Genomic DNA, 13,551 nt, shown 5'->3' on the forward strand with positions numbered 1-13,551 from the left:
GAGTGAAAGATGGGCGGGCATGAAATCCGGGAATTTTCGCCACCGGTTTTGAAGGCATTCCTCGATGCCCGGTTCGGGCCGGGGGAAATGGCGATCGAGCGCATCGGCGGCGGACAGTCCAACCCGACCTTCTTCGTTGACCACGGAAGCCAAAGGATGGTGCTGCGCAAGAAGCCTGCCGGTGTCATTCTGCCCGGTGCGCATGCCATCGAACGCGAGTTTCGCGTTCTGAAGGCGCTGGCTGAGACCGACGTGCCCGTGCCCGAGGCGTTGCTGCTATGTGAGGACAGCTCGACTGTCGGGACGCCCTTTTATCTGATGCGGAGGGTCGAGGGCCGCGTCTTTCATGATTGCGCGCTGCCTCAGGTGTCGCAATCGCAGCGCCGGGATATCTATATGGCCATGGCCGACGCCATGGCGCGCCTGCATGCCGTGCGGCCGGACGAAATCGGCCTTGGCGACTATGGCCGTCCCGGCAATTATTTCGCCCGCCAGATCGCGCGCTGGTCGCGCCAATATGAGGAATCGCCCGGCGAACGCATTGCCGCTCTTGATCGGGTCATCGACTGGCTGCGTGACAACCAGCCGGAGGATGACGGCCGCGTCGCGATCGCGCATGGCGATTTCCGTCTGGGCAACATGCTGTTCCATCCAACACGGCCGGAGGTTGTTGCTATCCTCGACTGGGAATTGTCGACGCTCGGCCACCCGCTGGCCGATCTCGGCTTCTGCTGCATGCCATGGCGGACCGCGCCGGATGAATATGGCGGCATCCTTGGCCTCGATGTCAGCGCGCTCGGGCTGCCGGTGGAACCCGAATTCGTCGCCCGTTATTACGAAAGCTCTGTGCCGACGGCGGCGCTGGAGCCGTTCCATGTTGCATTCGCGCTGTTCCGGTTCGCGGTCATCTTCGTAGGGATTGCCGACAGGGCGCGCGCCGGAAACGCCGCGTCAGACGAAGCGGCGAGGATAGGCCCTTTGGCCGTCCGGTTCGCCGGGCGGGCATGGCAGGCAATAGAACAGCAGAGGGCATAGCTCGCTGAGCGTTCCGGGACCCTTGCCCGGTCCAGCCCAGTCCCAGAGCTGTTCGGGACTGAGGCTGCCCCCGGTTGCAGCGCCCGCCACACCGAGCCCGCACCTGCCATGCCTGGTCGCGCGCGACCGGTGACTTCTGCCGGGGTTGAAAATTATGCGCTGGCCAGGCGAGGTTATTGAATGCCGTTTCCTCCGGAGGGCGATGGCAAAAAGATCCGGCATCGCAGAAACGTGCCGTCAGCAGCCATGAAGCTAAGAACCCATCCCTCTTTCGCGGCATCAGTTTCCGGCGGTCGCACGCTTTACGACTTCCGCCGGATCGAAGTCGCTGTAGGCCTCCGCGAAGGCATTGGTGAATATCTGATTTGCATCGAAATCGGTCGATTCAATCAATCCGGTTTCGTGAAGGGCCTTGACGTACACGTCAAGCGCGCCGGGCGTGAAGCTCCCCCATGTTTCCCGGCCATCGGGAAAATAGTAGAAGGAGTCTTCCGAAGATTTCAGAGAGGCCAATGAGTTTTTCACCCATTCCGCCTCATTCTCCGCGGTTGGCCTGGCCGTCGGATCGTAGTTCCAGAACGCTCTGACGCAATCTTCATGATTGGCACGGCATGCGACTGTGGACTGGGCCAGTGCCTTCCCGAAACGCCGGATGAGATCGGGATTTTCGGCAATCATCGTGTCTTTTGCCAGAAACGAGCCGGTAAATATCGGCCGGTAAAGCTCGGGCAGGTCGATCTGACGGATATCTATGCCGCCTGCTGTCATTTTCGCATTTTCCGACAGCCACATGTTGAGTGCGTCCACATTTCCGTCGGTCAGCTGTTTCCAGGCAGCGGGGCCGGTTCCAACCGGCACGAAGGTGATCTCGCTGTCGGGATCTATGCCGGCTGTTCTCAGGGCGGAGCGGGTGAGAGGAAGATTGCCGGAAGCCAGCGAATGCACGCCGATCCGTTTGCCCTTCATGTCTGCGATCGACTGGATAGGGCTGTTGGCCGTGACAGCGAAATTGTAAACGGTCGACCGCATGAGATTGTAGACGAACCTGACGTCGAGGGGAGTTCCCTTCGAAGCGCTGATAAGCAGCAGGGAAGGCTCGGCGCCCGCACCGAAGGTAATCGAACCGTTGGACACCTGCGCGGCGACGACGGGCGTTCCCTGGAAGATGATGAATTCCGGGTCAAGGCCGGCATCAGCGAAGAACCCAAGCTGCTCGCCATAGAAGATCGCGCTGTATTGGGGACCTATGGCCGCTGCATAGCCCAATGTAATTTTCTCAAGGTTCTGCGCTGAAACCGGAGACGCGACCGCAGCTGCGATGGCTGCAAGGAATTTCCATTTCACAGATAGCTCCCTTGGATTGCCAAGCTTGACCTATATAATAACTAACATACGGTAGAAAATTTGTCACGCAGTAATGACGTTCTGCAGGGCTGCGGTCCCGGAACCGAAGGAGCATCATACGCGGTTCGATGTCCGCCCTGATCGGCGCGGGCATCGTTATGCTGGGGCCGTTCAGCCTTGCCATCTACACCCCCGCCTTGCCCGAACTTGCCGCCACCTTCGCAACGTCGCCGGCGCTTATCCAGTTGACGGTTAGCATCTATTTTCTCGGCTTCGCTTGCGCTCAGCTCATTTGCGGCCCCTTGTCGGATGGGTTCGGCCGCCGTCCTGTCGCGATCTGCTTCTTCTCGATCTATGCCCTGGGCGGGTTGTTGGGGGTTATGGCGCCCAATGTGGAATGGCTGCTCGTCGCGTGCGCATTGCAGGGCGTTGGCGTGACGGCCGGTATCGGGATTTCGCGGGCTATCGTGAGGGACCAGTTTGCGGGCCGCGAAGCCGCACGCATTCTGAATCTGATAAGCATCACCCTGGGAGCGGGGCCAGCGATAGCGCCGACATTGGCGGGTGCTGCTTGTGGCGTTCGGATGGCGCGGGGTCTTTGTTGCTATGCTTCTCATCGGGGTGGGCGCGGTCATCATGCTGTCAACGCTTCTGGTCCAGACCAATCATAATCCCCAACGCTCTGCCGCCACGCCGGCGAATGCGTTGCGCAACTATGCTGTTATGCTTGGTGCAAGAGACTTTCGCCGGGCGGGGTTGCTCCTGGCCTGCACGGTCGGGGGCTATTATGCTGTCTCCATGCTTCTGGCATTCGTGCTGATCGACATGGTCGGTCTGTCGCCAGTCCAGTTTGGTATGGCATTCCTCGTTTCCGTTGCCAGCTCCGTCTCGGGTGCACTTGCCAACAGCTGGTTGATGCGCCGTGTCGAATTGCGCGCCTCGATTAGCATAGGCATGGGATTCATCCTGCTGGCAGGCGCATTTTACGGCATCGGCCTGTCGATCATGCCTGCCGGCGTCGTCAGCGTCATGCTTCCGGCTGGGCTGTGGAGTTTCGGGGTGGCGCTGGTGATGCCTGCGGTCATGATGATGGCCATGGAGGACTTTGCGCATATGGCCGGCGCAGCCGCAGCTCTGATCGGTTTCATGCAGATGGGAGGTGGCTTGCTGGGATCGACGGCAGCCGCGCTGCTGCTGCCGGATGCTCTGACCGCGATCCGTGTTATCATGCCTTTTCTGGCCGGGGCTGGGCTGGTACTGTGGTTGAGGATTGCCGCCCGCATGACATGAACTGTCAGGTCATACGAACAACCGCCTTGCCGGCGATCTTGCGCGCCGCAAGATCGGCAATCGCCTGACCGGCTTCCTCAAATGGATATTCGGCGCTGATGCGCGGCGCCAGTTTTCCCTGCTGCCAGAAACTCAGCAGGTGCTCCATCGCCCGCCGCTTGCCTTCCGGATCGCGCCGGGTGTAGCCGCCCCACAGCACTCCCTTTACATCGGCATTACGCAGCAAGGGCAGATTGGCAGGAAGTCGGGGAATGGTTCCGGCCGTGAAGCCAACGATCAGCAGCCGGCCGTTCCAGGCAAGCGCACGCAACGCGGCTTCGGTGGCGTCGCCGCCGACCGGATCGTAGACAACGTCGACACCACGCTTCCCCGTGATCTCTCGCAGCCGCATCTTCAGATCGGTGATGCGATAATCGATCAGTTCCACAGCGCCGGCAGCACGCGCCAGCGCAAGCTTTTCCTCCGATCCGGCTGCGGCAATGACATGCGCCCCCAGCATGCGCCCAATCTCGACGGCGGCGAGCCCGACCCCGCCCCCGGCGCCCAGCACCGCCAGACACTCTCCTTCTTTCAGGTTTCCCCGATCGGTGAGAGCGTAGTAGCTGGTGCCGTATGCTACCGGGAAAGCTGCTGCCTCACGCAGGGTAACGCCGTCAGGCAAAACATGAACGGCCTCGCAATCGAGCACCGCTTCCTCCGCCATCAATCCATTACCGGTATGCGCCAGCACATGCTGGCCGGTCCGCAGGCCTGCGACCCCTTCGCCGATTTCGATGATCTCGCCGGAACCTTCCAGCCCGGGAGTGAAAGGCAGCGGCGGCTTGTTCTGGTACTCGCCGCGAACCATGAGGACGTCCGGAAAATTTACTGCCGCCCAGTGCAGGCGAAGACGAACTTGCCCGGCCGCCAGCGGCTGCCGCCGGACGATGCCGATCTCCAGCGGCTGGCCAGGGGCCCGGCATAGTGCTGCGCGATAAGTCATCAGCGTCCACGGTAGACAGGCGGGCGTTTTTCCAGAAAACTCTGAACGCCTTCCCGGTGATCCTCGGTCTGAAACAAAAGGCCCATCGCGTGGCAGACCCATTCTCCCATATCGCGATAGTCCCCCCAGTAGCCGCTCTTCATGCCGGCCTTGATATGGCGGACGGCCAGTGGCGGGTTTGCCGCGATTGCCCTGGCCAGTTCGCCGGCCCGCTCAAGCAGGAGGTCATGCGCGACCGTTTCCATGGTCAGGCCGATCGCGCCGGCCTCCCGGGCGTCGATCAGGTCGGTGGCATAGAGAAGGCGAGCGGCATGCTGGGGGCCAACCAGGCGGGGAAGCCGCCAGATCCCGCCGAGGTCGGGCACGATGCCACGCTTGACGAACATCGATCCGAAGCGGGCATGCTCCGACGCAATGATCATGTCCCCAAACAGCGCCAGGTCCATGCCCCAACCCACGGCAAGACCGTTGACCGCGACAATGACGGGCCGGTCGCAATCGAGAATTGCAGCCGCAGTGGGCTGCACCGTCGGGGTCACATGCGTCAACCGCGCGATGCTGGCGGCGCGCTCGGGACCGCCCATGATTTCCTTGATGTCCTCGCCGGCGCAAAATGCCGGGTCGGTTCCGGTCAGGATCACGCAACGTACCTCGTCATCGTTCTGGATATGACGAAATACGTCCGCCAGCTCGTTGAAAGCCGCCCGGTTCAGCGCATTGCGGACCTGTGGCCGGTCGATCGTGACGGTCGCGACATGGTTTTCGACAGTATAGCGAAGGGCAGTGAGGTTCATGTCATTGCCCTTTGAATTCAGGTTGGCGCTTCGTCATGAAAGCCTGCACGGCCTCGGCGAAGTCGGAAGTGGCGGCACAACGCGCGAAGCTCGACGTTTCGGCTTCGAGTTGGCTTTCCAGCGCGTTGGTTTCCGATGCGTTTAGCAGACGTTTGATCCCTGTATGTGCAATGGTGGGCCCTTCAGCCAGACGCTGTGCCATGGCATCGACCGCCTGTTCCAATTCCTGTGCGGGCACGACGTGGTTTACGAGGCCGAGCGCCAGCGCTTCGGACGCGTCGATGCGATCGCCGAACAGCGCAAGCTCGGCGGCCCGCTTCGCACCAACGGCACGTGGCAGGAACCAGCTTGCACCCCCATCCGGCGTTGTTCCGATGCGGGCATAGGCCAGAGAAAAATTCGCGTCCTGCGACGCGATCGCAAGATCACAAGCCATGACGAGGGTGAGACCGAACCCGGCTGCCGCGCCATTCACCCGTGCGATCACGGGTTGCGGAAGCCGCCTGAGCAGGAGGGCGATCGGATTGAAGGCGCGCACGATCCCTTCGAAGGCGCGCTGGCGGACAGCAGGAGGCTCGTGTGACAAGCCGACCATCGTGTTAATGTCGCCGCCGGCAAGAAAGGCGCGGCCCGCGCCGGTCAGGATCACGGCGCGCAGGCTCGAATCGCGTTCGATCTCCTGCAGGACTTCGATCAGCCTTTCGGCCATGGGAACATCCATGGCATTGAGCGCGGCGGGGCGGTTGAGGGTGACGGTGGCGACGCCGTTTTGTCTTTCCAGCAAAACGCTTTCAGTCATGAAAAGCTCCCGGTTTCGGTTTATAAAATAACTAACGATTGTTATTTTAATTGCAAGCGACTTCGCCGGCCTGCTAAGCTTGGCGCTGCAAGTGGAGGCTGCAATGAATGATACGATAGAGGTTTTGCCGCAAAATCGCATCGATGAAACCGTGCTGGCAGGGATACTCGCCGAACGGATTCCGGAAGCAACGGGGCGTATGGAATTGCGCCAGTACCCGGGTGGGTTTTCAAACCCTACCTATGCACTGCGGGTGGAAACCTCTTCCGGCTGGCGCGATCTCGTGATGCGCAAGAAGCCGGCCGGGACGCTGCTGCAATCGGCTCATCAGGTGGATCGCGAATATCGTGTTCTCAATGCCCTGCAGGGGTCCGCCGTACCGGTTCCCAGAGCGCTGTTCTTCATTGACGAGAACCCGCTTGGGCAACCCTTCTATGTAATGGAGCGAGTGGCGGGACGCGTTTTCGACCAGCCCACCTTGCCGGGTTTGCTTCCTGCTGAGCGCAACGCAGCTTATATGTCGGCGGTGCGGGTGCTGGCGCGGCTTCATCGCGTAGACCCGGAGGCTGTCGGGCTTGGAGATTTCGGCCGTCATGGCGGCTATGCGCGGCGGCAATTCGATCGCTGGACCCGGCAATATCGTCTCGCGCAAACTGATGATATCCCCGAGGTGGAGAACCTGATTGCCGCACTGGACCGTTACCGGCCTTCCGACGACCGCACCGCCATTGCACATGGCGACTACCGCCTCGGCAATCTGATCTATCATCCGCAAGAGCCCGAAATCGTGGCTGTTCTCGACTGGGAGCTGTCGACGCTCGGACACCCGCTGTGCGATCTTGCCTATTTCTGCCTGTGTTACCATCTGGACGAAGCCCCGATCGGTTTTGAGGGCGCGGACTATCGGGCGCTCGACATACCTGACGAAGAGGAAGTGATCGCAACATATTGCGAGGAGGCGGGGTTGCCTCGTGTGGTCGACTGGCCATTTTATCTCGCCTTGTCGCTGTTCAAGATCGCCTCAATCAGCCAGGGCGTCTACAAGCGCGCACTTGACGGCAATGCGACGACACCTGCCGCGCTGAAACGGGGGCGGCTTGTGTCGCTGCGCGCGGCGGCGGCGCTGCGTCTGCTGGGCGGATAGCGGGCTGCCGACAGGAGAGCAGCAGAGCCCGTGAAGCGGGTCTGACCAACCGGCGATGATAGCAGCGCGCCCTGTTCTTCGTGGTAGCGAACCCTTTCGATGCGCGCCTGGAGAAGGCGGAGATGGCCCACTGGCGCGTTCGCGTGGTCAATTTTCGCGATGCCGGTGCGTCTGGCGCGGGTGCGCAGACCGATCCCGATCTGGCCCGGAGAAGTCGAGGCGCCACCAGTCATCGGGATTGGTGGCTCGCGGTACGAAGCGCTGCTTTCGGCTTGCCGTTCCGAAAGGGAAGATAACCGACCCGATCTTCGCGCTGTTGAACGGCAAGGATTGTGGTGGGAAGGATGCATACACCTCTTCCTGGACGATCAGATGCCGAGCCGGCGTTCCGGTGCTGGCGCGCCCCTCAACTCCCTGCGCTGTGAAAACTGCAATCTTATGCCCCCGGCTGCCAGGGCTGAACAACTCGGAGCTGAAGAACAAAATCTCCAAATTTCGCTACTGGGCGCCTTTTCTTCCTGTGGTGTGGGAAGCCGCGTCTTTTTTGTCCGTTTCGCGACCACATCCGAAGGCTGTTCAGCTGCTTGCAGTACGATAATAAATAACGTACGTTAGGTAGAAATAGATTGAGTGATGCGAGGAAAGGCGATCATGACGGCCGAGACAGAGAAGGTCGAAACGTCACTTGTCCTGTGCGAGCGGCACGGCGCTGTCGCCCTGCTTGTCCTGAACGATCCTGATGTCCGCAATGCGCTGTCGGCAAAGATGCGCGATGCGTTGCGTCGGGCGATCGTGTCTTTGCAGAACGATCCATCCTGCGGCGCGGTGGTTATCACGGGTGCCGGAGCGAGTTTCTGCGTCGGTGGGGACATGCGCGTCATGGGGCGTGGGGCTGACCCGCATGGCCTTCGCGCCCGTATGGGAGCCGCTCATGACCTGATGCGTCACATGGTGAATGGTCGTCTTCCGATCATCGCAGCCATTCGCGGCCACGCCTTTGGTGCGGGCTTGTCGCTGGTGGCGGCCTGCGACTATGTCGTGGCGACCTGCGAGGCGCGTTTCGGAGCGGCGTTCGGCTCGATTGGCCTGATGCCGGACATGGGGCTGTTATGGACGCTTCCCCGCCGAATTGCACCGCGCCATGCCCGTCAGATCCTTTTGCTGTCGCAAAGGTTCGACGCTGCGCACGCCCTCGAAATCGGGGTTGTGGATGAGATCGTGGAGACGCAGACGCTGCTCACCACAGCACTGGAGCGGGCTCAGGTGCTGGCGCAGAGTGCGCCGCTGGCGATGGAGCGAACTCGCCAGGCGCTGGCGATGACGTTCGAAAGTTCACTCGATGAAATGCTGGAACTGGAGATCGAGGGCCAGACCGCTTTGATCGTCACTGAAGACCATGCGGAGGGCGTCCAGGCCTTCCGCGAGAAACGTACCCCTGCTTTCAGGGGCCTATAGGAGAGTTAGTATGGACCTGACGCAATCCGCGCGCTCGCGCGATTTCACCGATGCGGTTGCCCGTTTTATGGCGGAGCATGTTTATCCGGCCGAGGTGGATTTCCCTGAAACCGGTGAGCATGTCGAATGGGTGGTCAACCCGAAAATGGAGGAGCTGAAGGCCAAAGCCAAGTCGGCCGGGCTCTGGAACATGTTCCTGCCACAGGCGGCAGGCGGTCCCGGTCTGTCCAATCTGGAATATGCGCCGATCTGCGAATTGCTTGGCCGTGTGTCATTCGGGTCCGAAGTCTTCAACTGTTCCGCGCCCGATACCGGGAATATGGAGATACTGGAGCGCTACGGCACGGACGCGCAAAAGGCACGGTGGCTGGAACCTCTGCTTGCAGGCGACATTCGCTCCTGCTTCGCCATGACCGAGCCGGAAGTCGCCTCATCCGACGCGACCAACATCCATTGCAGAATCGACCGTGACGGGGACGACTACGTCATCAATGGCCGCAAATGGTGGTCGAGCGGCGCGCTTCATCCGCACTGCGAGGTTTTCATCGTAATGGGCAAGACCGATCCCGACAGCGCAGACAAGTATCGCCAGCAATCGATGATCCTCGTGCCACGCGACACGCCCGGCATCGAGATCGTCCGCTGGTTGCCCACCTTTGGCTATGTGGACGCGCCTTCGGGGCATGCCGAGATCGTGTTCCGCGACGTGCGCGTCCCGGCCGGCAACATTCTTCTCGGCGAAGGGCGCGGTTTCGAGATAGCGCAGGGTCGGCTCGGCCCGGGACGCATCCATCATTGCATGCGAACCATCGGCATGGCCGAGCGCGCGCTTGAGATCATGTGCCGCCGCACGCTTTCGCGCACCAGCTTCGGCCGTCGTATCGCCGATCACGGCACAACACGCGAGCGTATTGCGCAATCGCGCATTCTGATCGATCAGGCGCGCCTGCTGACGCTGCGCGCTGCCTATCTGATGGATACGGTGGGCATCAAAGGTGCCCGTCGCGAGATCGGTATGATCAAGGTCGCCGGGCCCAACATGGCGTGCCAGGTGATCGACTGGGCCATACAGGCATGCGGCGGCGGCGGCGTTTCGGAAGACTTTTTCCTTGCCCGGGCCTATGCGCGCGCCCGCGCATTGCGGATAGCCGACGGTCCGGACGAGGTCCATCGCGATCAGATCGCTCGTCTTGAACTGGGAAAGTACAAGGACTGACCCATGGCATTACCTCAATCTTTGGCGACCAGACTGACACTGCCGGTGATCGGTTCGCCGATGTTCATTGTTTCGACGCCCGATCTCGTCGTCGCGCAATGCAAGGCAGGCATTGTCGGCTCTTTCCCCGCGCTGAACGCACGCCCTGCGGAGGCGCTGGACGAATGGCTGACCCGCATCAGGAGCGACCTCGACCGTTTTGATGCCGCCAACCCAGATCGGAAAGCCGCGCCCTTCGCAGTGAACCAGATTGTCCACCGATCGAACGTCAGGCTTGAGCAGGATGTTGAGACCTGCGTGAAACATTGCGTGCCGATCATGATTACGTCCCTGCGGCCGCCGGGGGAGGTGGTGAAAGCAGCCCACTCTTATGGAGGACTGGTCTTCCATGATGTTGTCAGCGTGCGTCATGCGGAGAAGGCGCTGGAGCAGGGCGTCGACGGCCTGATCCTCGTCTGTGCCGGTGCGGGCGGACATGCGGGCACCCTGAGCCCATTCGCGCTGGTGTCGGAGGTGCGGCGCTTCTATGACGGCCCGATAATTCTTTCCGGGGCTATCGCCACCGGCTCGTCGATTCTTTCGGCGCAGGCGATGGGGGCAGATCTGGCCTATATGGGAACGCATTTCATCGCGACGGCGGAGGCCAATGCAGATGCGGCCTACAAGCAAATGCTGGTGGAGTGCTCGGCCCGGGACATCGTCTATACGCCGTTCTTCAGCGGTGTACCGGCGAACTATCTCGCTCCCAGCATCGTAGCCGCCGGCTACGATCCCCAAAACCTGCCTGCACCCGATCCCGAGGGAATGAAAATAGGTTCCAAATCGGCAACGAAAGCGTGGCGCGACATCTGGGGGGCAGGCCAGGGGCTTGGTGCAACGACTGGGATCGCGACCGTCGCTGATAAGGTTGCTGAATTGAAAGCGGAATACGATCAGGCGAGGTTGCGGCTTCTCTCGCAAGCGGCCTGAAGAAGCTTTAACCGGCATGCAATTGAAAAAAAGCAGGAAATTCCTGCCTTTTGCATGTCCGGTGCCTATGCGGCTCCATCCTGAAAATTAAGACGCAAACCCGGCGCGGCCCAGTCGCAACTAACCAGTTTTCCGGTGCTGGACAGGGTTATGAATGCCTTGCGCAAGTCTGGCCCTCCGAAGCAGATATTGGTCGTTATGGGATCCGGCATCGGCACATGCCTCACGGCCCCGCTTCCCGGCGCAATGACGCTGATGCCCCCATTGTAGAGCGTTGCCACGCAGACATTTCCGGCGCTGTCGACGGCAAGTGAATCGAAAAGCTGATAGCCCGACGGAGCGTAGATCAGCTCGCCTCCATTGGGTGAAGTGGGAAATGGCAAAAGCGCGACCTGGCCCGGCGCCACGATATGAAACGACCACACCCGCCCGGTATGCGTTTCTGCGACGTAGAGCATGTCCTCCTCAGGCGAGAGCCCGATCCCATTCGGAAAGAACATTGGAAAGATCACGCGCCGGATCGAGCTTCCGTCCGCAGCCGCATAATAGACCCCGCCGCGATCCATGTCATGGGCGCGCATCTTACCCAGATCGGTGAACCAGAAGCCACCTTCGCGATCGAAGACAATGTCATTAGGGCCACGCAAGGGTATGCCGTCGCAGGCGTCGTAGAGAGTTTCGACCTGACCGGTCTCCAGGTCGACGCGTTCGATGCGCCCGCCGCAATAGGCGGCAGGAGTTCCGTGTGGCCGAAGGCCGGTGGCGGGCCCTTCGATCCATTCAAAGCCGCCATTGTTGCAGATATAGACCTTGCCATCCGGGCCGAGCGCCGCGCCGTTGGGGCCGCCGGGGATAGGGGCGACGACGCCCACATGACCTCCGGGTTCCACGCAAGTGAGTGTCTGCCGCTCGATTTCGACCAGCAGCACGGAGCCATCGCCCATGGCGATCGGCCCCTCCGGAAAGCGCAGCCCTGTAGCCAGTTCGACGATGTCCATGACTGTCTCCGTAGAAAAGGTGGATTGCGCGCGCCGGCGTGCCGCTATCCGGCCTGGCCTATTGGGCTTCGGCAGCCTTCGCCCTGGCTATGACCTCATCACGGTCGAAATCGTCATAGGCTTTGGCGAATTGATTGGTGAGAATGGAGTCTGCCTCGAAGTCCGTGTTTTCCAGAAGACCCGCCTGCCTGAGAGCGTCTACATAGGCATCCAGACTGCCGGCCATATAGCTGCCGGGCGTATTTTCCCTATTCTCATTATATGTGATGAGAGCGTGGTTTTCCTCAAGAACCCTGACAGTGTTGGCGATCCACTCGTCTTCATGGTCAGCGGCAGGGCGCGCGGTGGGGTCGAATTCCCAGAAGGATTTCGCACATGTCACCCGGGCGCTGGCGCAGGCGAGCGTCGATTTCGCGAGGGCTCGTCCCAGCCCCTCGATGATCTCGGGGCGGTCCGCAATCGTGTCCTCATGAACGATCATGGTGCCGGTGAATATCTGGCGAAACTTCTCCGGCAGCGTGAAGCGGCGGGCCGGATTGCCGGCAGCAAGCATCTTGACGTCTTCCGACGTCCACAGGTTGAGGATGTCGACGGTTCCGTCCTGCAGTTGCTTCCAGGCCGCAGGCCCGACACCGATTGGCACGAAGGTGACCTGGGTCTCGGGATCTATTCCCGCGTCGCGCAACGCTGCTTTTGTCAGGATCACATTGCCCGAGGACAGAACGTGGACACCGATCTTCTTGCCTTTCAGATCCGCAACGGATCTGATCGGACTGTCCGGAAGCACGGCGAATTCGTAAGGTGTGGAACGGAAATAATTATACACCGCCCGCACAGGGAGCGGGACGTTCTTTGACGCTGATATCAGCATCAGCGAGGGTTCGACGGAACCGACATCGATGGACTGGTTCTGAACCTGGGCAAGCAGGACCGGTGTTCCCTGGAACGACATCAGTTGCAGGTCGATGCCTTCTTCTTCGAAGAAACCGAGCTTTTTGCCGAAAACCAGATCGGAGTACTGGCTGCCCACGGTCGTGCCAAAGCCGATGGTGACGGTCTGGCTCTCAGCATAAACCGGCGCGGCGAGCAAAGTGGCCGCAAGCGCCATGGAACAGATGGATTTCATGTCTTCCTCCCTATGGACGACCCCGGTCGTTATAGAATCATCAAAGGTGGGTCCACTTTATTTTCTAACAAACGTTACGTATAATTTTGTTCACGCGCAACCGTTATCGCTGTGCTGTTTATATGGAAAGTTTATTGCAGGGCTCACTTTGAGAGGCGGCGCTCTGGCGATGAATGCCGTGCTGGCAGTCTGCGCAGATGTGCCCTGTCTTCAGGTTCCGCAGGGCGTACCGCATTAGAGCCTCACCTGCGGAGTGCGGCTAGGCTCAGGACTCATTGGTCAGATCCAGAAGATGACGGCTGCGGCGATGCATATCGCTGAGAAGAAGGTGTGAGCGCATCGGTCGTAGCGTGTGGCGATGCGGCGCCAGTCCTTGAGCTTGGCGAACAGGTTCTCGAC

The 13,551-nt window shown here is 60.7% G+C and carries 11 protein-coding genes and 2 pseudogenes; 6 read left to right on the forward strand and 7 right to left on the reverse strand.

What is annotated here, in order from left to right; genetic code table 11:
* Nucleotides 1–9: 9 nt before the first annotated feature.
* Nucleotides 10–1,035: a phosphotransferase family protein gene (locus AC5XE7_RS04135; RefSeq protein WP_495364928.1), complete on the forward strand. Its 1,026-nt coding sequence runs from the start codon at nucleotides 10–12 to the stop codon at nucleotides 1,033–1,035.
* 279 nt (nucleotides 1,036–1,314) lie between these two features.
* On the opposite strand, the gene AC5XE7_RS04140 is transcribed toward AC5XE7_RS04135, so the two are convergent.
* Entirely contained in the window at nucleotides 1,315–2,379 is a 1,065-nt protein-coding gene (locus tag AC5XE7_RS04140; RefSeq protein ID WP_495364929.1) for an ABC transporter substrate-binding protein, read from the reverse strand.
* 158 nt (nucleotides 2,380–2,537) lie between these two features.
* On the opposite strand from AC5XE7_RS04140, the pseudogene AC5XE7_RS04145 reads away from it, so the two are divergent.
* Nucleotides 2,538–3,669 (forward strand): annotated as a pseudogene (locus AC5XE7_RS04145) (Bcr/CflA family efflux MFS transporter).
* A gap of 4 nt (nucleotides 3,670–3,673) precedes the next feature.
* On the opposite strand, the gene AC5XE7_RS04150 reads toward AC5XE7_RS04145, so the two are convergent.
* Genes AC5XE7_RS04150 through AC5XE7_RS04160 form a run of 3 tightly spaced genes read right to left on the reverse strand, consistent with a single transcriptional unit; the run spans nucleotide 3,674 to nucleotide 6,385 of the window.
* Nucleotides 3,674–4,753 carry an NADPH:quinone oxidoreductase family protein gene (locus AC5XE7_RS04150; protein ID WP_495364930.1) on the reverse strand — a complete coding sequence of 360 codons (1,080 nt, stop codon included), beginning with the start codon at nucleotides 4,751–4,753 and terminating at the stop codon, nucleotides 3,674–3,676.
* Nucleotides 4,651–5,445, reverse strand: a complete 795-nt coding sequence (locus tag AC5XE7_RS04155) for an enoyl-CoA hydratase/isomerase family protein (RefSeq protein ID WP_495364931.1) — start codon at nucleotides 5,443–5,445, stop codon at nucleotides 4,651–4,653. The genes AC5XE7_RS04150 and AC5XE7_RS04155 overlap by 103 nt, the downstream gene beginning before the upstream one ends.
* Nucleotide 5,446: 1 nt before the next feature.
* Entirely contained in the window at nucleotides 5,447–6,385 is a 939-nt protein-coding gene (locus AC5XE7_RS04160) for an enoyl-CoA hydratase/isomerase family protein (RefSeq protein ID WP_495364932.1), read from the reverse strand.
* Between AC5XE7_RS04160 and AC5XE7_RS04165 the strand changes: the two genes are divergently transcribed.
* From AC5XE7_RS04165 to AC5XE7_RS04180, 4 genes are all read left to right on the forward strand, one after another.
* The gene (locus AC5XE7_RS04165) at nucleotides 6,348–7,388 is read left to right on the forward strand and encodes a phosphotransferase family protein (RefSeq protein ID WP_495364934.1); all 1,041 of its coding nucleotides are present in this window, start codon (nucleotides 6,348–6,350) and stop codon (nucleotides 7,386–7,388) included. The two genes, AC5XE7_RS04160 and AC5XE7_RS04165, sit on opposite strands and share 38 nt — an antisense overlap.
* A 651-nt stretch (nucleotides 7,389–8,039) precedes the next feature.
* Nucleotides 8,040–8,843, forward strand: coding sequence for an enoyl-CoA hydratase/isomerase family protein (locus AC5XE7_RS04170; protein WP_495364935.1), 804 nt, complete (start codon nucleotides 8,040–8,042; stop codon nucleotides 8,841–8,843).
* Nucleotides 8,844–8,853: 10 nt separating this feature from the next.
* Nucleotides 8,854–10,059 (forward strand): acyl-CoA dehydrogenase family protein, encoded by a 1,206-nt coding sequence (locus tag AC5XE7_RS04175; RefSeq protein WP_495364936.1) that lies wholly within the window; start codon nucleotides 8,854–8,856, stop codon nucleotides 10,057–10,059.
* A 3-nt stretch (nucleotides 10,060–10,062) separates the two neighbouring features.
* Nucleotides 10,063–11,028: an NAD(P)H-dependent flavin oxidoreductase gene (locus AC5XE7_RS04180; RefSeq protein WP_495364937.1), complete on the forward strand. Its 966-nt coding sequence runs from the start codon at nucleotides 10,063–10,065 to the stop codon at nucleotides 11,026–11,028.
* A gap of 65 nt (nucleotides 11,029–11,093) precedes the next feature.
* Here the strand turns inward: AC5XE7_RS04180 and AC5XE7_RS04185 are convergent, their stop codons facing one another.
* The 3 genes and pseudogenes from AC5XE7_RS04185 to AC5XE7_RS04195 all read right to left on the reverse strand — a co-directional run.
* A complete protein-coding gene (locus AC5XE7_RS04185; protein WP_495364938.1) occupies nucleotides 11,094–12,026 on the reverse strand; it encodes an SMP-30/gluconolactonase/LRE family protein in 933 nt (310 codons plus the stop codon).
* Between the two features lie 58 nt (nucleotides 12,027–12,084).
* A complete protein-coding gene (locus AC5XE7_RS04190) occupies nucleotides 12,085–13,152 on the reverse strand; it encodes an ABC transporter substrate-binding protein (protein WP_495364939.1) in 1,068 nt (355 codons plus the stop codon).
* Nucleotides 13,153–13,431: 279 nt separating this feature from the next.
* Nucleotides 13,432–13,551: pseudogene (locus tag AC5XE7_RS04195) on the reverse strand (IS5/IS1182 family transposase); the annotation flags it as partial.

The organism is Aquamicrobium sp. YD-1-mutant5 (assembly GCF_059509755.1).

What these genes read in the sequence shown, in the direction of transcription:
- AC5XE7_RS04185 (WP_495364938.1), bottom strand. Translation starts at nt 12,026, where the DNA reads ATGGACATCGTCGAACTGGCTACAGGGCTGCGCTTTCCGGAGGGGCCG.
- AC5XE7_RS04180 (WP_495364937.1), top strand. Translation starts at nt 10,063, where the DNA reads ATGGCATTACCTCAATCTTTGGCGACCAGACTGACACTGCCGGTGATC.
- AC5XE7_RS04170 (WP_495364935.1), top strand. Translation starts at nt 8,040, where the DNA reads ATGACGGCCGAGACAGAGAAGGTCGAAACGTCACTTGTCCTGTGCGAG.
- AC5XE7_RS04160 (WP_495364932.1), bottom strand. Translation starts at nt 6,385, where the DNA reads ATGCGATTTTGCGGCAAAACCTCTATCGTATCATTCATTGCAGCCTCC.
- AC5XE7_RS04135 (WP_495364928.1), top strand. Translation starts at nt 10, where the DNA reads ATGGGCGGGCATGAAATCCGGGAATTTTCGCCACCGGTTTTGAAGGCA.
- AC5XE7_RS04190 (WP_495364939.1), bottom strand. Translation starts at nt 13,152, where the DNA reads ATGAAATCCATCTGTTCCATGGCGCTTGCGGCCACTTTGCTCGCCGCG.
- AC5XE7_RS04155 (WP_495364931.1), bottom strand. Translation starts at nt 5,445, where the DNA reads ATGAACCTCACTGCCCTTCGCTATACTGTCGAAAACCATGTCGCGACC.
- AC5XE7_RS04175 (WP_495364936.1), top strand. Translation starts at nt 8,854, where the DNA reads ATGGACCTGACGCAATCCGCGCGCTCGCGCGATTTCACCGATGCGGTT.
- AC5XE7_RS04150 (WP_495364930.1), bottom strand. Translation starts at nt 4,753, where the DNA reads ATGGGTCTGCCACGCGATGGGCCTTTTGTTTCAGACCGAGGATCACCG.
- AC5XE7_RS04165 (WP_495364934.1), top strand. Translation starts at nt 6,348, where the DNA reads ATGAATGATACGATAGAGGTTTTGCCGCAAAATCGCATCGATGAAACC.